The organism is Curtobacterium sp. SORGH_AS_0776 (genome assembly GCF_031453355.1).
GTDB lineage: Bacteria > Actinomycetota > Actinomycetes > Actinomycetales > Microbacteriaceae > Curtobacterium.
On record NZ_JAVIYU010000001.1, the window covers coordinates 3,807,445 to 3,824,976 of the forward strand.

14 protein-coding genes are annotated in these 17,532 nt (G+C 73.2%); 4 read left to right on the forward strand and 10 right to left on the reverse strand.

What is annotated here, in order from left to right; genetic code table 11:
• Nucleotides 1-250 precede the first annotated feature (250 nt).
• Genes QE359_RS18675 through efeU form a run of 3 tightly spaced genes read right to left on the reverse strand, consistent with a single transcriptional unit; the run spans nt 251 to nt 4,381 of the window.
• Nucleotides 251-1,588 carry a Dyp-type peroxidase gene (locus QE359_RS18675; RefSeq protein ID WP_309780332.1) on the reverse strand — a complete coding sequence of 446 codons (1,338 nt, stop codon included), beginning with the start codon at nt 1,586-1,588 and terminating at the stop codon, nt 251-253.
• Entirely contained in the window at nt 1,585-2,808 is a 1,224-nt protein-coding gene (gene efeO / locus QE359_RS18680) for an iron uptake system protein EfeO (protein WP_071296022.1), read from the reverse strand. The genes QE359_RS18675 and efeO overlap by 4 nt, the downstream gene beginning before the upstream one ends.
• A complete protein-coding gene (gene efeU / locus QE359_RS18685) occupies nt 2,795-4,381 on the reverse strand; it encodes an iron uptake transporter permease EfeU (RefSeq protein ID WP_309780333.1) in 1,587 nt (528 codons plus the stop codon). The genes efeO and efeU overlap by 14 nt, the downstream gene beginning before the upstream one ends.
• Nucleotides 4,382-4,450: 69 nt before the next feature.
• Between efeU and QE359_RS18690 the strand changes: the two genes are divergently transcribed.
• Complete coding sequence (locus tag QE359_RS18690) at nt 4,451-5,236, forward strand: trimeric intracellular cation channel family protein (protein ID WP_070418153.1); 786 nt, start codon at nt 4,451-4,453, stop codon at nt 5,234-5,236.
• Between the two features lie 284 nt (nt 5,237-5,520).
• On the forward strand, nt 5,521-6,150 hold the full coding sequence (locus tag QE359_RS18695; RefSeq protein WP_309780334.1) for a TetR/AcrR family transcriptional regulator: 630 nt from the start codon (nt 5,521-5,523) through the stop codon (nt 6,148-6,150).
• A 121-nt stretch (nt 6,151-6,271) separates the two neighbouring features.
• Here the strand turns inward: QE359_RS18695 and QE359_RS18700 are convergent, their stop codons facing one another.
• The 5 genes from QE359_RS18700 to QE359_RS18720 all read right to left on the reverse strand — a co-directional run bounded on the left by QE359_RS18700 (nt 6,272) and on the right by QE359_RS18720 (nt 13,343).
• Nucleotides 6,272-8,623: a DUF3488 and transglutaminase-like domain-containing protein gene (locus QE359_RS18700; RefSeq protein ID WP_309780335.1), complete on the reverse strand. Its 2,352-nt coding sequence runs from the start codon at nt 8,621-8,623 to the stop codon at nt 6,272-6,274.
• Complete coding sequence (locus tag QE359_RS18705; RefSeq protein WP_309780336.1) at nt 8,620-9,951, reverse strand: DUF58 domain-containing protein; 1,332 nt, start codon at nt 9,949-9,951, stop codon at nt 8,620-8,622. The genes QE359_RS18700 and QE359_RS18705 overlap by 4 nt, the downstream gene beginning before the upstream one ends.
• Nucleotides 9,951-10,943: a MoxR family ATPase gene (locus QE359_RS18710; protein WP_309780337.1), complete on the reverse strand. Its 993-nt coding sequence runs from the start codon at nt 10,941-10,943 to the stop codon at nt 9,951-9,953. The genes QE359_RS18705 and QE359_RS18710 overlap by 1 nt, the downstream gene beginning before the upstream one ends.
• A gap of 175 nt (nt 10,944-11,118) precedes the next feature.
• Nucleotides 11,119-12,123: a sugar phosphate isomerase/epimerase gene (locus QE359_RS18715; protein WP_309780338.1), complete on the reverse strand. Its 1,005-nt coding sequence runs from the start codon at nt 12,121-12,123 to the stop codon at nt 11,119-11,121.
• Nucleotides 12,120-13,343: a Gfo/Idh/MocA family oxidoreductase gene (locus tag QE359_RS18720; RefSeq protein WP_309780339.1), complete on the reverse strand. Its 1,224-nt coding sequence runs from the start codon at nt 13,341-13,343 to the stop codon at nt 12,120-12,122. Before QE359_RS18720 ends, QE359_RS18715 begins: the two co-directional genes overlap by 4 nt.
• A 96-nt stretch (nt 13,344-13,439) precedes the next feature.
• Here QE359_RS18720 and QE359_RS18725 point away from each other — a divergent pair, with 96 nt between their 5' ends.
• Entirely contained in the window at nt 13,440-14,435 is a 996-nt protein-coding gene (locus QE359_RS18725) for a LacI family DNA-binding transcriptional regulator (RefSeq protein WP_309780340.1), read from the forward strand.
• 202 nt (nt 14,436-14,637) lie between these two features.
• On the opposite strand, the gene QE359_RS18730 is transcribed toward QE359_RS18725, so the two are convergent.
• The gene (locus QE359_RS18730) at nt 14,638-15,639 is read right to left on the reverse strand and encodes a glycosyl hydrolase family 18 protein (RefSeq protein WP_309780341.1); all 1,002 of its coding nucleotides are present in this window, start codon (nt 15,637-15,639) and stop codon (nt 14,638-14,640) included.
• Nucleotides 15,640-15,687: 48 nt separating this feature from the next.
• Complete coding sequence (locus QE359_RS18735) at nt 15,688-16,137, reverse strand: MarR family winged helix-turn-helix transcriptional regulator (protein ID WP_070418145.1); 450 nt, start codon at nt 16,135-16,137, stop codon at nt 15,688-15,690.
• Between the two features lie 134 nt (nt 16,138-16,271).
• Here QE359_RS18735 and QE359_RS18740 point away from each other — a divergent pair, with 134 nt between their 5' ends.
• Nucleotides 16,272-17,465, forward strand: coding sequence for an MFS transporter (locus QE359_RS18740; RefSeq protein ID WP_229086070.1), 1,194 nt, complete (start codon nt 16,272-16,274; stop codon nt 17,463-17,465).
• Nucleotides 17,466-17,532: the final 67 nt, after the last annotated feature.

Below are 17,532 nucleotides of genomic sequence, written 5' to 3' on the forward strand. Positions count from 1 at the left end.
CTCGTGGGTCCAGGAGGCGCGGTGCCGGTCCGCAGCGTCGGCGCCCGTCCGCGGGTGGCCCGCGACGCTTGTCCCATCACGGTACCTCCCTGCTGTACCGGCGATCGGCGGGGTACGCTCAGCCCTGTCGCATCGCGACGCGTCGCGCTGGGTCGCCTCTCATCCCGGACGGTGGTTCCGCCCGGGGGACTCCGCGACGCGGGTGCTCTCCGTCTCCAGGGAAACGACGGAGGGCACCCATCTCACTGCCTCAGCGGAAGAGCTGCTCGCCGATGTACGAGCCCTTGCGCGGAGCCGGCGGGACGGCGAACACGCCGCTCCCGATGTGCGAGACGTACTCGTTGAGCCGGTCGGAGGCGCCGAGCTTCCGCTGGAGCGTCGTGAAGTGCTCCGGGTCGTTCATGTACGCCGCGAAGAGCAGCCCCGCGTCGAGCTGACCGTACTGGTTGAGCCCGTCGGTGTAGTTGTACGGCCGCCGCAGGATCTTCACGCCGCCGTTCGCCTCGTGGGCCGCGAGCGCGATGTGCGACGTCGGGTCGATCTTCGTCGTGCCGTCCGAGCCCTTCGCGTGGAAGTCCGGTGTGGTGTGCTCCGAGCCGCCGGAGAGCGGTCCGCCCTCGATCTTCGTGCGGCCGAACACGCGCTGCTGGTCGCTGACGACGTCCGCGTCCCAGATCTCGATGTTCATCCGGATCTTCCGCACGACCTGGTACGTGCCGCCGCGCATCCAGCCGGCCCCGGACCCCGGTTCGTCGACCCAGACGAAGCGTTCGTAGTCCTCGTCGGTGGTGATGTTCCGGGTGCCGTCCTTGAACCCCATGAGGTTCCGGGGCGTGGACTGGTCGGGCCCGGCCGAGGCGCGACCGAAGCCGAGCACCGTCCACCGGACGGTCGCGGTGCCGCGGGCCATCCGGGCGAGGTCGCGGACCGCGTGGTACGCCACCTGCGGGTCGTCCGCGCACGCTTGCAGCGACAGGTCGCCGCCGGTGAGGGCACGATCGAGGTTGTCGCTCGGCAGCGTCGGGATCGCGGCGAGGTGCGCCGGCTTCTTCGACGCGAGGCCGAAGCGCTCGTCGAAGAGCCCCGGCCCGAGCCCGACGGTGACCGTCAGGGACGCGGGACCGAGGTCGAGCGCCTCCCCCGTGTCCGCACCGACGCCGTCGCCGTGGGCGGGTTCGACGCTGCCGACGGTCTTCCCGGCCTGCAGCTGCGCGATCGACGCCGACCAGCGGGCGAGGAGCACCTGCAGGTCGGTCCGGACCGTCGAGGACATGTCGAACGTCATGAACACGCAGTACCGCTGCGGAGCGGTCTGCACCCCGCCCTGCGGCTGCCGCGCGGCGGTCGCGTAGAACGGGTGGCTCCGCGAGAGGTCGATCGACTCGTCGCCGTTCGTCGCCGCGGTGAACGGGTTCACCCCGGTCGCGGCCGTGGCACCGGCGACGCCGGCAGCGGCTCCGAGGCCGGCTCCGGCCGCCGCGACGCCGGCGGTCACACCGGCGGTCAGGCCGGCGCCGAAGAGCCCGCGGCGGGACAGGGGCGGGGCGCTCGTCCCGTCGCGGGCCGGCTCGTCGTGCGGGGTCGTCACGCGGTGGCGACCTTCTCGGCGAGGCGGGACAGCGGGTCCTGCAGCGCCTGGACCTGCTGCGAGATCGTGTTCGCGTCCGAGGCCTTGGTCGCGGCGTCCCACGTGTCGAAGCCGCCGAGGTCGTCGGCGTTGCGGTAGCCGTCCATGAGCGTGTTCGTGCGGTCGAACTGCGTCGCGATCTGCTTCGTCAGCGTCGGGTCGAGCTTCGTCAAGCCCGGCTTGAGGTACGCGAAGGCCTGGCGGGCGCCCTCCACGTTCGCGGCGAGGTCGACGAGGTCGATGTGGCTGTACGCCTCCTCCTCGCCGGTGATCTTGTTCGACTGGACCTCCTCGAGCAGGCCCGCGGCACCGTTGGCGAGGTCCTCGGGCTTGTAGTCGAGGGTCGGCACGAGCTTCGCGAGCAGCTGGACGTTCTCGGTCAGGTCGGCGGCGGTCTGCTTGGTCGAGGCGGTGATCGCCCCCGCCTCGAACAGGTCCTTCTCGACCGCGTGGAACCCGCTCCAGCCGACGGCCGGGTCGAGGTTCGAGGCGCGCATGTCGATGAGGTAGTCGAGGTTGCCGGCGTTGTCGGTCGCCTTGAAGCCCTTCTTCACGAAGCCGTCGACGTCGCTCTCGACGTGCTCGTAGAACGGACGGGCGTTCGCGTAGTCGGTCTTCGCGGCGGCGAGGTCACCCGCGTCGACGTCCTTCTGCAGCTGCTCGACCGCGGCGACCATGTCGGTGACCTGGCCGTCGACGTACTCGGCGTAGCCCTTCGTGCCCTCGTCGAGGAGGGTCGCGGCGCTGCTGTTCGCCGTCGAGGTCACCTTGCCGGTGACGGTGAAGTCCGTGAGCTCCTGGTCGGCGCCGGGGCAGTACACCTGGTACTTGCCGCCGGTGAGCGTGGCGGTGAACGTGACCGCGGCGAGCCCGGGCGCGAGGTTCTCCTTCTCGCCGAGGATGCGCTGGTCCTGCAGCAGCTCGACCTCGGTGATCGCGGTCGACGACTCGTTCTTCACGGTGAACGTGACCGGACCGGCGGGGACCTTCGTGGTCGACACGGCGCACTTGTCGGAGCCGTCGTTCGTCAGTGTGACCGAGACGCGGGAGACCTTGCCGGAGCTGCTCGCGGTGTCACCCGCCGACGTGGACGAGTTCGCGCAGCCGGTCAGGGCGAGGGCGGTGACGACGCCGAGGGCGCCGAGGGTGGTCAGGGGGCGGGCAGTCCTACCGAACGGCATACTCAGGGCTCCTCGTGGGGTCGTCCGCGGGTGGGCCGCGTGACGGGTCGGTTTCGGGGGTGGTGGTCGTGGGCTCCGGCCGCCGACGGCGGTCGCGGAGGGCGAGCAACGCCTGGGCAGCGGCGGCGACGCCCAGGGCGATCGGCAGCCAGGCCTTCCAGAGCAGCAGCTCGGCGGAGCGGGTGTCCGCGGCCGCCACCGCGGTGGCGGCCTGCTGGACGCGGGCGTCCGGCACGGACCAGACGGTGCGGTCGAGGGTCGTGGTGCGAGCGGACGGGAGGCCCCCACCGCTCAACGTGAGCACGGTGCGTTCCGCGCGGCTCGCGTCCAGGACGCCACCCCGGACGGTCCAGAGGCTGACAGTGTCGCGGACGGCCCAGCGCGCCGAGAACGGCCCGGGGTTCGTGCTCGGTGAGATGCCGACGGGGACGCGGCCGAACAGGTCGACGAGGTCGTCGAGCGTCAGGGTCGATGGCCGCTGCGCGGCCGACCCGTCCTCGGTCCGCCGCCAGCGGTCGGCGGTCACGCCCGCGCGGGTGACGCTCCGGTGGGTCGACGCCGGGAAGGCGAACCGCGCCTCCTGGCCCGTGCCGCTGGTGCGCATGCTCGCGGCCGTCCCGTCGACGGACGCGGTGACGGAGCCGCCGCCGGTCACGGCGGTCGTGGACGGGAGGTCGACGCCCCCGGTCGGGACCGCGATCGCCAGGGTCGCAGCGGCGACGGCGAGGACACCGGCGATGCCGAGCCGCACGGCGGGGACCCGTTCGCGGGACGGACGCCAGGCACGCGGCCAGAGGGAGATCGCGAGGACGGGGACGACGTAGAGCACCCAGCCGAGCACCTCGATGACCCGGGGGTCCGGCGGGATGCCGAGGACGCCCGTGACGAGGGCGCCCTGCACGGAGCCGTTCGGCGCGAGCCAGCTGAGGTCGACCGTGCGCTGCTGCCCGATCACGATCCAACCGGCCTCGTGCGCGCGGCGGAGCACGGTCAGCACGAGGCCGCCGGCGACGAACACGAGGAAGATCCCCGTGCCGGTGAAGAACTTCGACAGGTTCAGCCGGACGCCGCCGGTGTAGATGCCGTACCCGACGACCACGGCGCCCGCGATGCCGATGACCGCACCGAGCGCCGCGAGCCCGGTGTCCGACGACGCCTGGAACGTGGCGAGCAGGAAGACCGCGGTCTCGAAGCCCTCCTTGAGGACGGCGAGGAAGGCCATGCCGGCGAGTGCCCAGGCGGTGCCGCGGCCGAGGGCCTCGGTCGCGCTCGCCTCGAGCTCGGTCGTGAGCGTCCGCGCGTGGGTGCGCATCCAGACGATCATGCCCGTCACGAAGACGACGGCGACGATGCCGATGATCGCCTCCATGCCCTCCTGCTGGGCCTGCGGGAGCGCCTGCTCGACGACCTGCAGGCCGAAGCCCACGGCGATGCTGAGCACCACGGCGACCCCGACGCCGAACCACATGGGGGCGAGGGGGACGCGGTTGCGACGGAGGAACGCGGCGATGATGCCGACGATGAGCGTCGCTTCGAGGCCTTCACGGAGGCCGATGACGAGGGTGGCGAGCATGGCAAAGGTGAGGCTAACCTAACCAGCGCGCGACCCGCCACCTCCCGCCGGTGATGTTTGATGGTTCTCATGAACCTGCTGTCCGTCGATGGCCTGGCGTCGGTCACGAACGTGCTCGACCTGGCCGGGGTGTTCGCGTCGGCGCTCCTCGGCGGATCGCTCGCGCGGACGATGGACTTCGACCTCTTCGGGTTCCTCGTCGTCGGGTTCGTGTCCGGCCTCGGCGGCGGCATGCTCCGCGACACCCTGTTGCAGAACGGGCCGCCCGTCGCGCTCGTCGACCCGCTGTACGTGCCGGTCGCGATCGCCGGTGCGCTCATCGCCTTCTTCGTGTCGTTCTCCGAGCTGACCTGGGACCGGTTGTTCACCGTGCTCGACGCTGCGGTCATCGGCTTCTGGTCGGTCGTCGGGGTGCAGCGGACGTTCGACGCCGGTCTCGACTGGCCGGCCGCGATCATCATGGGCACGATCACGGCCGTCGGCGGTGGTGCGATGCGCGACCTGCTGCTCCGCCGGGTCCCCGCGGTGTTCGGCGGCAACGCGCTCTACGCCACGGTCGCCGTCGCCGCGTCCGCCGTGATGGTCGTCGCGTCGCACCTCGGGTCGCCGTCGATCGGCATCGTCGCCGCGATCGTGCTCTCCCTCGGGCTGCGGTGGGGCGCGGTGCGGCGCGGATGGGGGCTGCCGAACGGTCGTGAGTGGCAGCCGAAGTCCACGCTCGGATCCCTGCTCCAGCGCGGCCGGAAGCTCCGACCGGACGCGATCCGGTTGCTGCGTCGGCCGGGGCGACGGTCCGGCGCGGGGAGCGTGCACCACGAGAACGAGTCGGGGCCCGCGGACGCGTCGGACGGCTGAATCCGCGAAGGGGCTGTCATCTGTCGGTGCTCGGTCGTACAATCAGTACCGCCGGGTATCGACCCGGCATCCATGGTCCGCTGGCGCACCGACGCGACCCGAACGCGCCGGTTCCGTACGGACCTGTGGTTGGGGGCTTCGCTGATGCCGCGCGGGATCAGACGCGCGGCGCGGCAGGTCTCCCGACGCACCCTGCCTCCAGCACAATGGTCGTGACCCACCACCACGCCAGCCCGACGAAGCCGGACCCGACGGATCACGGCGGGCCCGTCGAATCAGGAACCATGAGCGACGACGCCTCCGACCCCAGCCCCTCCGTCACCGGTTCGCCCACGCCCCGGACCCCGCGGGCCGAGGTGCGGGAACGACTCCTCACCGCCGGGGCCCAGGTCTTCGCCGAGCAGGGCGTGCACGAGGCTCGGCTCGACGAGGTCGCCGCCCGCGCCGGGTTCAGCAAGGGCGCCGTCTACTCGAACTTCTCGTCGAAGGAAGACCTCGTCGCGCAGGTCATGCAGCGCGCGACGAACCTGGTGCTCGGGTCGCTGCGGGAACTCGTCCGCGCCGACATCGCCGCGGTGGACATCGGCGACGTCGTCCGGGCAGCGTTCGGGCGGCACGACCAGAGCGGCCAGTTCGCCCTGCTGTCGGAGTTCCGGGGGTACGCCACGCGCCACCCCGAGTTCCTGCCCGAGTTCGTGCGGCAGCGGCGGGAGCTGCAGGACGGCGTGTTCGAGCTCGTGGAGCTGTGGTTCGGGGCGCACCCGGAGATCGATGCGGGGATGTCGCTCGAGGACTTCTCCCGGGTGCTCATCGGGGCGAACGTGGGGATGGTGTTCGACGCGGCGGCGCTGCCCGGGGTGAACCCGGGCGAGGTCGTCGCGGCCCTCGTCGAGGCGGTCATCCGCCGGCGCTGACGCCGCGGCGGCGGGTGACGCAGTGTGCGAGGTTCCGCGCGCGGTGTGACCCTGCGGGCCCCGCACCACGCGCGGAACCTCGCACGCTACGAGCGCGCGGCGCGCGGCGCGCGCGGCGGCGCTACGCCGCGCTGCGGCGCGCGCGCCGCCCTTCGTGCGACCACGCGGACGAGGGCAGCAGGCTCGGCGGCACCAGGCGCGACCGGAGCACCCGCGCACCGGAGGCCGAGGCGTCCAGGGCGACCCGCGCCTCCTGGACCGCCACGAGCAACGCCGCAGCGTCCACCGAGGCCGCACCGTCCGCGGCGAACCGCTCCCGGTCGACCGCGTCGACGATCGTCTCGAGGTGCGGCAGCACCGTCGCCGGCACCGACGGCCGGAGCCGCCCGAGCACCGCACGTGCCGTCCGCGCTGCGGCAGCGGCGTCACCCGGCGGCGCGAGGCCCGGCGCGTAGCCGTGGTCGGCGACGTCGTCGAGCGCCTCACGCCAGGCGTTCACCGCCGGCGACCTGCCCGATCGCACCGCGCCGAGTCGTGTCCGACGGCGGAGTGCCCGGACGAGCGCCGGGGACACCAGCAGCGCCACGGCGATCACCAGTCCCACCGCGAGCCCGAGCGGTCCGTTGCCCCCGCCACCGGTCGACCCGGCGGCTCCCGGTGCGGCGGACGCGCTCGGCGTCGGCGTCTCGGACGCGGCGGGAGCGGATTCGCCCGGGGCGGGCAGCGGTGTCTCCGGGGCGGCCGCCGAGGGGGTGGAGGTGGCCTCGGTCGAGGGCGTCGCGGCGGCGTCGGAGTCGGGGGTCGGCTCGAACGCGACCCAGCCGGCGCCCTTGATGTAGAGCTCCGGCCACGAGTGCAGCTGCCGGTTCGACACCGTGTACTCGCCGTCGGCCTGCGTGGAGCCCGCCCGGTAGCCGACCGCGATGCGCGACGGGATGCCGAGCGTGCGGGCCATCACCGCCATCGCCGAGGAGAAGTGGACGCAGTAGCCCTCGCGGACCTGCAGGAACTTCGCGACGACGTCCATGCTGTCGCCGTCGTAGCCCTGTTCGACCGGCGCGGTCTCGGAGTACGTGAACAGGTCGCTGCGGAACCACTGCTCCAGCGCGCGGCCCTTCTCGTAGTCGGTGGCCGCGCTGCCCGCGACGCGCTGCGCCGTCCGCGCGATGCTGACCGGCAGCTTGTCGGGGAGTTCGCGGTCGGTCCGGAGCTGGTTCGCCGAGGGGGTCGCGAACCCCCGGCCGTCGGCACGCCCGAGCAAGCCGGAGCCGGCGATCGCGTCGAGGTACTCGCCGGACCACGTCGAGGCGCCGTACACCTCGTAGGTGGCGCCGCGCGGGGTGGCCGGGCCGGTGGAACGCACCGTGCTCGACTCCCCCATCCAGCGCCACTGCGACAGGTCGAGGTTCGTCGAGCGGGACTCGATCGAGACCGCGCCGGCGGGGACGGGCAGGTAGTTGCTCGACAGCCCGGTGACCCGGATCGTGACGTCGCCGCGGCTGGAGAGCCGCGGGTTGATGCCGACCGCCCACTGCTGCTGGTCGGCGGTCTCGGACTTCGCGGCGTCGGTGGTCGTCGGCACCCAGTCGCCGGTGCCGAACTCGTCGAGGTTCGCGAGCTTCAGGTACTCCGGCCGACCGTCGGACGAGCGGTAGCGGAACACCTCGAGCTCGTTCGGCTGTCGGAGGTCCTGCCCGAGGTTGAGCAGCGTGCCGGGACGTCCGGGCTGCACGGGCGACTGGATCGCCCCGGTGACGCCGGACAACCAGCTGGCGTTGAGCGGCACGATCGCGGGCAGTCCCACGGCGACGACGAGTCCGATCGCCCCGACGACGGCGGCGGGGAACGCCCGTTGGACCGGCCGCACCGAGAGCCAGAGCAGGACGAGGAAGGCGATGCCGGTGGCGATCACGAGCCCGGGTGCCGCGGGGGCTCCGGTGACGACGCCCGGCACGATGAGGATCACGAGCGCGGGGACGGCGGCGAGTGCGGCGGTCGGGGCGACGGCCGCGAGGAACAGCGAGACGCCGGCGACCCAGCCGATCGCGACCGTGACGATGAGCCGGATCGCGTCGGACTGCGGCAGCGGTGCGGGGTTCAGCCGGATCGCCGCGAGCGTCTCGCCGAGCGCACCGTTCCGGTCGAGCCACCCGAGTGGCTGGACGTCGTTCACGACCGCGGCGGCGCACGAGCAGACCACGAGCGCCGCGACGAGTGCCACGAACCGCACCCCGGGCGCCCGACGACGGACGGCGAGCATCGTGCCGACGAGGACGGCGGCGACGAGGACGCCGGACACCCACCACGCGACGCCCTGCACGAGGGGACGCATGGCGAGGGCGGCGATGAGCACGGGCACCGGTGCGAGCGCGACGACCCAGGGGCTCGGCGAGTCCGGTCGGTCGACCCGTCGGTCGGGTTCGCGTCGCGCCTCGCCCCGGGGCGGCGCCGGACGGGTGGCGACGCCGCTCACCGGATGCTCCCGGGCGCGTGGGCACCGGCGACCGGGACCACCAGGGTCCGCCACCCGCCGCGGTCGAGGATGCCGCGCACCACCGGGTCCGGCGGGACGATGGTCGCCAGGATCCCCCGGCTCGACCCGGTCGTCGCGGAGACGAGCTCGGCGGCCTGCTCGGCGGTGCAGTTGCCGGTGACGACGGCGGTCATGCCGTGCACGTCGCGGCCGCGGACGTCCGGGAGGACCTCGGTGACCTCACGTGCGTCGGAGCGGACCCGGACGTCGGCGAGCCCCACGAGCACGTCGGTCAGTCCGCCGGCGTCCCCCGCGTGCCGGGTGCTGCCGGACGGTCCGTCGCTGACGAGCACGACGCGCGAGGTCCGTGCGGCCAGTGCCCGTGCGACGCTCGCGGCGACGACGACCGCGTGCTCGAACGCGGCGTCGCCGCCGAGGTCCGAGAGCTCCGCCAGGTCGTCGCGGCCGAGGCGCTGGTACGACTCGCGTCGGACGTCGAGCGCGATGACGGCCTCCGGCGGCTGCGCCTGCGTGGTCTGGCGGACGTGGAGTTCCCCGCGGCGGGCGCTCTGGGCCCAGTGCACACGGCGGATCGGGTCACCCGGGCGGTAGGGACGGAGCTCGCTGTCGTCGGCCGACCCGCCCTGCCCCACCCGGCCTTCGTCGGCGGAGACGGCTCCGGCGAGCGCACCCGCGTCGAGCGACGCGAGCGGCGTCGATGCCGGGACGATGACGACCTCTTCGGCGGCGACCACCGGGCGGTCGATGCGGAGCAGGCCGAACGGGTCCTCGACGCGGATCGTCACCGGGCCGACCACGCTGCGCCCGCGGTGCATCGCCAGGGCCTCGACGTCGAGCACCGCCGGCGGGAGGTTCGGCCCGACGGCGGCGTACGTCTCGGCGGTGGACATGCTGACGAGGGCGTCGTCGAGCTGTTCGCGCACGAGGAGCGTCGACCGCGGGCCGATCGGCAGGCTCGTCCCGCCGAGGGTGATCCGCTCGCGGTACACCTCGCCGACCTGGACGATCGCGCGCGCCGTGCTCCGGCTGCCGCGCAGCGGTGCCGCGACGACGAACGCCATGACGATGCCGAGCACCACGAGCACGAGGAGCAGCAGCCCCGCGGACACCGCGACGCTCGTCGTCCCCACCAGCCCGCCGCCGATCAGCCCGATGCCGACCGCGATCACGGTCCAGCCGCGCACGGTCGGTCGGGGGAACGGCGTGCGGCGCAGCAGCGCGAGGCCACGCCTCCCGTACCGGAGCGCCCCGGAGCGCAGGGCGCCGGCACGCAGCGCGAGCGACGTCGGCGCCGGGGACCCGGACATCAGGAGCGGACGGGGGTCGCCGTGAACGGCACGGCCGTGTCGGACACGATGCGCACCACGATGTCGCGGACGGTGTCGTCGCCCGTGCCACCGAGGCCGCGGGCGACCGGCACGAGCCGGTGCGCGAGGATGACCGGCGCCAGCGTGGCGACGTCGTCCGGCGTGACGAAGGGACGGCCGAGCAGCGCGGCGTGGGCACGGGCGGCCGAGGCGAGGTGCAGCGTGGCCCGCGGGCTGGCGCCGAGCACGATGTCGGGGTGGCTGCGGGTGGCCCGGACGATCGCGACGATGTACGCCTCGACGTCGGGCGCGACGTGGACCGTGCGCACCGACTGGATGAGGTCGCGGAGGGTGTCCACGTCGACGATCGGTCGGAGGTGCGCCAACGGGTCGCCCCCACCGCGGTTGGTCAGCATCTGCCGTTCGGCGTCGGCACTCGGGTACCCCATCGTCAGGCGGGCCATGAAGCGGTCGCGCTGGGCCTCGGGCAGCGGGTACGTGCCCTCCATGTCGATCGGGTTCTGCGTCGCGACGATCATGAACGGGCTGTCCAGCTTGCGCGTCACGCCGTCCACGGTCACCTGTGCCTCGGCCATGGCCTCGAGCAGCGCCGACTGGGTCTTCGGGCTCGTGCGGTTGATCTCGTCGCCGATCACGACGTTCGCGAACACCGGCCCCGGCGAGAACCGGAAGGCACCGGAGGACTGGTCGAAGATGTTCACGCCGGTGACGTCCGACGGCAGCATGTCCGAGGTGAACTGGATGCGGTTCACGGACCCGCCGACCGATGCGCCGAGCGCCTTGGCCAGCACCGTCTTGCCGACGCCGGGGACGTCCTCGACGAGCAGGTGTCCCTCTGCCAGCATCACCGTCAGGGCGGTGCGGATGGCCTCGGTCTTGCCGTCGACGACGGTGGAGACGGCGGCGGTGATGTCGTCACCGACGTCCCGGATGCGCTCGATCGGGAAGGCGGGGTCGGTCGGTTCCGGCACGCAGGCCTCCTCGGCTCAGGACAGGTGTCGTGCATGCTACAACGGCCCGGTGACAGGGACCGGGGGATGCGTCACCGACCGGGCCGCCGGACGCACGGCGACGGACTGGAGGCGCGGGTCACGTGCGCTGATCGGCGCACGTGATCCGCGCCTCCAGTCCGGATCCCGCTGCACCTCAGACGCGAGCCGCCAGCGACGCGTCGGCGGCCAGCAGGACCTGCGCCGCCACGGCGACGCCCTCCTCGCGCCCGAGCTCGGTGTCCTCGTGCTCGATGTTCACCCACATGTCCGGGTCCACCTCGCGCAGGGCCTCGAGGAACGCCGACCAGTACGCCTCGTCGTGCCCCTTGCCGAGCGCGACGAAGTCCCACGCGGACGGCTTCGGCCACTCGTTCGCCCACTCGTCCCCGCCGAGGTTCGTGCGCGGCTCGTCCGGCGAGAGCCGACGGAACGAGTTGTCGAGCACGCCGTTGATCGCGGCCTGCGGGTTGATCCGGACGTCCTTCGCGGCGGCGTGGAACACGAGCGGACCGAGGTCGCGGACGACCGCCACCGGGTCCATCTGCTGCCAGAACAGGTGCGACGCGTCGAGTTCGACGCCGACGTTGGTCAGCCCGCCGCGCTCGACGAGCTCGCGGATCGTGGCCGGGTTGAAGACGACGTTCTGCGGGTGCAGCTCGAGCGCGACCTTGACCCCGTGCTCGCGTGCGAGGGCGTCGATCTCCTGCCAGAACGGCACCGCGACGCTCCACTGGTAATCGATCACGTCGAGCGCGGCGGAGCTCCAGGCGTTCACGATCCAGTTCGGCCGGGTGCCGCCGGGTTCCCCAGCGGGGAGACCCGACATCGTCACGACCCGGTCCTGGCCGAGACGGGCCGCGAGCCGGATGCTGCGGCGGACGTCCTCCGCGTGCTTCGGCCCGATCGCCGGGTCCGGGTGCAGCGGGTTGCCGTTGCAGTTCAGGCCGGCGATCGAGACGCCGGTCCCGTCGAACTGCGCGAGGAAGGCGTCGCGCGCCGCGTCGTCGTCGAGGATCTCGTCGACGTTCGGCACGTGCACCGGCGGCAGGAACCCGCCGGTGTTCAGCTCGATGCCGGTGAGGCCGTTGCCCGCGATGGCCTCGAGCGCCGCGGCGAGCGGGCGGTCGTGGAAGATCGCGTTGTAGAGACCGAGCTTCATGCGTGTGCTCCTCCGGTGACGGACGCCGCGGTGAGGTCGACGGTTGCTCCTCCGTCGGCGGCGGACCGGGCCACCGCGTCGAGGATCTCCATGTTGTGGACGCCGTCGTCGAACGTGGCGTTCGCCGGCAGCGGGTCGGCCGTGTTGCCCACGACCTCGTCGAGGAATGCACGCGCCTGGTACTCGAACATCTGGTTCTGGCCCCAGCCGACACCGGGAGCGTCCATCGCCATGCCGCCGGCGACGTACGGGTGGTCCGGGCCGAGGACGACCTGACGGTAGCCGCCGAGACGGGAGCCGTCGGACTGCAGCGCGAGTCCGATCTCGGATGCGCGCTCCTGGTCCCAGCGTGCGGCGCCGTGCTCGCAGAACACCTCGACGACGAGGCCGTTCGGGTGCGAGGTCGCGAGCCGGGAGACCTCGAGCGAACCGACCACCGAGCCGTCGCCGAAGCGCGCGGTGAACGTGGCGTAGTCGTCGTTCTCGACGTCGGCGAACTCCCCGGTCAACGGTACGGCCTGGCCACGGAGGGCGAACCCGGCGGCGATCGGCCGCTTCGTGACGGCCGTGGTGAACATGCCGCCGTTGACGCTCTGCACCTCGCCGGCCAGGAACTCGGCGACGTACGCGAGGTGCGACCCGACGTCGGCGAGGGCGCCGGTCCCCGGGGCCCCCGCGAAGCGCCACGAGAACGGGACGTCGGGCGAGGAGCCGTAGTCGGTCCAGTAGCGCGCGGAGACGTGCAGGACGCGACCGAGTGTGCCGTCCTCGACGAGCTGCTTGATGGCCGCGAGGCCGGGAGCACGTCGGTAGGTGAAGCCGACGCGGGCGGTGAGACCACGACCGGCCGCGAGCGATGCGGCGGACGCCATCGCGCGGGCATCGTCGAGCGAGTCCGAGAGCGGCTTCTCGCACAGCACGTGCTTGCCGGCGGCGAGGAGCCCCTCGACGATCTCGCGGTGCAGCGTGTTCGCGACGACGACGCTCACCACGTCGATGTCGTCGGCCTCGGCGATCGCTCGCCAGTCGGTGTCGTGCCGGTCGTACCCGAAGCGCGTCGCAGCCTCGGCCGCGAGCGGTTCGTAGACGTCGCCGACCGACACGAGCCGGACGGGCGGCAGCGTGTGACCGAACAGGGACGGTGCGTTCCGCCACGCGGCCATGTGGGCCTTGCCGGCCATGCCGGCGCCGATGACGGCGACGCCGATGCTGTCGCTCATGTTCTCTCCCTCGAGAAGTCGGTGATGGCTCTGGAACGTTCCAGAGAGCGTCGGTAGACTGTAGACGCACCCACCCATGTCCTGTCAAGGAGCCGCGTGTCCCGACCACCGACGATCATCGACGTCGCGACCCGTGCCGGTGTCTCGAAGTCGCTCGTCTCGATGGTGATGCGCGACGACCCCGGCGTCTCGGACACCCGCCGGGCAGCCGTCCTCGCCGCGGCCGCCGAGCTCGGCTACCGCCCCAACCGTGCCGCCGCGATCCTCGCCGGCACGCGGACGCGCACGATCGGCGTCGTCGTCGACGACTTCCGGAACCCCTGGTACGTCCCGATGCTCGACGGCATCCGCGACGCGCTCGCCCCGCACGGCCTGCGCCTCACGCTCGCGGACAGCCGCGCGAACGCCCACCTCGACTCCTCGCCGTTCGACGACCTCGTCTCGCTCCGTGTCGACGGTGTCGTGCTCGCCGCCGAGGGCTTCCCCGACCTCGTCGTCCCCGCGGACACCCCGGTCGTCATCGCCGGCGCACGCGCCGACGTCCCGGGAGGACTCGACGTCGTCGCCTCCGACGAAGCCGCCGGCGGACGCCTGGCCGCGGACCACCTGGTCGGACTCGGTCACCGCCGCATCGCCCACGTCACCGGCGCAGGAGGCCCGGCTGCCGTCCGCCGCGAGGCCACCGTCGCCCGGATGGTCGCCTCCGGCATCGAGCCACTGGTGTACGGAGACGGACCGACCTCGGAGCAGACCGGCTACCGGGGCACCGTCCGCGCACTGGAGGACCACCCGGACCTGACCGCGGTGTTCGCGGCGAACGACGTGATGGCGATGGGCGCGATCGCCGCCGTGCACGAGGCCGGGCTCCGGGTACCGCAGGACGTGTCGGTCATGGGCAACGACGAGACCCCGCTCGCCGCGTCACCCCTGCTGCGCCTGACGACCGTGGACCCGCACAACGACGAGGTCGGGCGACTCGCGGCGGACCGGCTCGTCGAGCTGATCGCTGCGGCCGAGCGGCCAGAGCCGACCCGGGTCCTCGTGCCGCCGTCGCTCGTCGTCCGGTCGACGACCGCTCCCCCGCGCGCCTGACCGCGGGGGCCCGCGGCCCGGCGGCCGGCGGCCCGGCGGCCGGCGGCCCCGCGGTTCGCAGTGCGGGCGCACAACCGGAGTACGCCGGAACCGCGCATCCGCGCGGTTCGGAAGGACTTGCGTTGTGCGCAGCACCGCCGCGGCCGAGGACGGACGGGAGGCGCGGGTCGCCCGGACCGTTCGGCAAGCGCCCGGCGCGGGCTCAGCCCGGCAGGGCGAGCGTGTTCAGGGACCACAGCGCCACGCCGTGCAGTCCGAGGTCCTCGGCGAGCGCGACCCGCGCCCGGTAGGAACGTGCGTCGGACCAGTGCAGCTCGCGGCCGTCGTCGAGCGTCGCCGACCACTCGCCGGTGCGGGCCGACCACCGGGCATCGTCGCCCGCGAGTTCCCGCGCCCGCGCCGGGCTCACCTGTGCGTCACCCGAGCCGCCCCACACGTACCCGTACCCCGCGATGCCGAGGTCGATCCGGTCGGCCGGGACGCCCGAGCGCTCGGCCGCATGGGCCACCCGCTCCGCCCACGGCAGGGACCCGATGGTGCCGGCACCGCTCCAGGGCCCGTGCTGGTCGTACGTCATCAGGACGAACCGGTCGACGTGGTCCGCGAGCGCGCCGAGGTCGTACCCGGTGTCGCGGTAGCCCCGCTCGTCCGTCGAGGCCATGACCGCCATCGACACCTCGGCGTCCGATCCGAGCCGCTCGTGCACGGCGCCCTCGAGCGTCGCGGCGAACGCCACGAGCCCGGCACGGTCGCGGCTCCGGAGCGACTCGAGGTCGATCTGCACGCCACGCATGTGCGCGTCGGACGCGACTTCGGCCAGGTGGTCGGCGACCCGCGAGCGGTTCCCCGTGTCCGACAGCAGCGCGGTGCCGACCTCGGGTGAGAAGTCCCCGATCGACTCGGAGAAGTTGCTGACGAGCAGTTCGGGGTCGGCTCCACCGGCCCGCGCCGTGCGGGCGAGTGCCGCCACGCCGCCGGGCAGGTCGTTCAGCCCGGCGCCGTCGTCCGCCACCGTGACGCCGTCGATCCCGATCGTCGCCGCACGACGGGACGCGTCCGAGACCGTCGCCGCCGATCCGTCACCCGGTTCGACGTACGCCTCGACAGCGAGGTCGGCGTCGGGACGCTGCGTGGCGACGCAGCCACCGAGGGCCAGCGCGACCACGACCGCGACGCCGACCACGAGTCCTGTCCGCCGCACCACCCGCTCACCGTAGCGTGCGGGGCGGGGTCGAGCCGCGCCTCCTGGACCTCAGACGGTGGCGCCCTCGAGCCGGTCGACCGCGACGGCGAGCTCCTCGAGCTCGGGGACCTCGCGCGCCTCGGCGAGCGCTTCCTCGAGCGCGGCGGCGTGCACGGGCGTGGCCTCGTCGAGCAGTCGTTGGCCCGCGTGCGTGAGCTCCGTGTAGAGCCCGCGGCGGTCGTCGGCGCAGAGCACGCGGGTGAGGAGGGCGCGCTCCTCCAGGCGGTTCACGAGCCGGGTGGTCGCACTCGGGCTGAGCGCTGCCGCCCGGGCGAGCTGCTGCATGCGCATGTGGAAGCCGTCCTGGCGGCGGAGGGCGTCGAGCACCGTGAACTCGACGACCGACAGGTCGACCGCGCGCAGCGCCCGCTCGAGCCGCGTCTCGATGAGGCCGTGCAGGGCCGCGAGCGTGCGCCAGCCGTGGGCGCGGACGGCGACGGAGGAGTCGTCGACGGACATGAGGGGCCTCCTGGTGTGCTTCCGGGCAGGATTGGTTGCTTGCGCGGATACCCCGCGTGTGCAACTATCGATATCCCGCGTCTGCAACAACCAGCGTACGCGGCCCAGCTGCACCGCACAACGGAAGGACATCCATGCCCGCGGGACTCATCGCCCTCGCACTCGGCGGATTCGGCATCGGCCTGACCGAGTTCGTCATCACCGGGCTCCTGCCCGAGGTCGCCGCCGACTACGGCGTGACCGAGACCACCGCCGGGTGGCTCGTCACCGGGTACGCCCTCGCCGTCATCGTCGGCGCGCTCGGACTCACCGCCGCGACCACCCGGCTCCCCCGCAAGCCGGTGCTCATCGGGTTGCTCGTGCTGTTCGTGATCGGCAACACCCTGTCCGCCCTCGCGCCGGTGTACGGCGTGATGATGCTCGGCCGGGTCATCGCGGCCCTCTGCCACGGGGCGTTCTTCGGCATCGGCTCGGTGGTCGCGTCGAACATGGTCGCGAAGGAGAAGCGGGCGTCCGCGGTCGCCCTGATGTTCACCGGGCTCACCGCCTCGAACGTGCTCGGCGTCCCGTTCGGCACCTTCCTCGGCCAGGCGCTCGGCTGGCGCGCCACGTTCTGGACCATCGCGGCGATCGGTGTCGTCGCCCTCGTCGGGGTCGCCCTGCTCGTCCCCACCGTCCGCTCGGCCGACGCAGCCGTCCCCTCGCTCCGCCGGGAGCTCGGCGCCTTCCGCTCCGGCCAGGTGTGGCTCTCGCTCGGCATCACCGTGCTCGGCTACGGCGGGATGTTCGGCGCCTTCACCTACATCGCGTACACGCTGACCTCGGTGTCCGGGTTCTCGTCGGGCGCCGTGCCGTGGCTGCTCATCGTGTTCGGCGTCGGGCTGTTCGTCGGCAACTTCGCGGGCGGGAAGCTCGCGTCCCGGTCGATCGACGGCACACTGCTCGTGGTGCTCGTCGTCCTCACGGTGGTGCTCGCCGTGTTCGCGGCAGTGGCGGCCTCGCCCGTGCTCACCGTGATCGCGCTCGTGCTCATGGGGGCGTTCGGGTTCGCCACCGTGCCGGCGCTGCAGACGCGGGTGATGCAGTACGCGGACCACGCGCCGACCCTGGCGAGCGGGGCGAACATCGCGGCGTTCAACCTCGGGAACGCGCTCGGCGCCTGGATCGGTGGGCTCACGATCGCTGCGGGGCTCGGGTACACCTCGCCGATCTGGGCGGGGGCCGGGATCACGGCGGCGGCCGTGGTGCTGACGTCCGTCGCCGCGGGCGCGGCGCGGCGCGCGCGCTCGCGCGGCGCGGTGCCGACGGGCAGCGTCGCGACGGTCTGATGCGCGGGCGCGGGGCGCCCCGCGAGGTTTCGTGAGCAGAAATGGTCGGGTCACGTGCGCGCACCCG

What these genes read in the sequence shown, in the direction of transcription:
- efeO (WP_071296022.1), bottom strand. Translation starts at nt 2,808, where the DNA reads ATGCCGTTCGGTAGGACTGCCCGCCCCCTGACCACCCTCGGCGCCCTC.
- efeU (WP_309780333.1), bottom strand. Translation starts at nt 4,381, where the DNA reads ATGCTCGCCACCCTCGTCATCGGCCTCCGTGAAGGCCTCGAAGCGACG.
- QE359_RS18690 (WP_070418153.1), top strand. Translation starts at nt 4,451, where the DNA reads ATGAACCTGCTGTCCGTCGATGGCCTGGCGTCGGTCACGAACGTGCTC.
- QE359_RS18695 (WP_309780334.1), top strand. Translation starts at nt 5,521, where the DNA reads ATGAGCGACGACGCCTCCGACCCCAGCCCCTCCGTCACCGGTTCGCCC.
- QE359_RS18705 (WP_309780336.1), bottom strand. Translation starts at nt 9,951, where the DNA reads ATGTCCGGGTCCCCGGCGCCGACGTCGCTCGCGCTGCGTGCCGGCGCC.
- QE359_RS18715 (WP_309780338.1), bottom strand. Translation starts at nt 12,123, where the DNA reads ATGAAGCTCGGTCTCTACAACGCGATCTTCCACGACCGCCCGCTCGCC.
- QE359_RS18720 (WP_309780339.1), bottom strand. Translation starts at nt 13,343, where the DNA reads ATGAGCGACAGCATCGGCGTCGCCGTCATCGGCGCCGGCATGGCCGGC.
- QE359_RS18735 (WP_070418145.1), bottom strand. Translation starts at nt 16,137, where the DNA reads ATGTCCGTCGACGACTCCTCCGTCGCCGTCCGCGCCCACGGCTGGCGC.
- QE359_RS18740 (WP_229086070.1), top strand. Translation starts at nt 16,272, where the DNA reads ATGCCCGCGGGACTCATCGCCCTCGCACTCGGCGGATTCGGCATCGGC.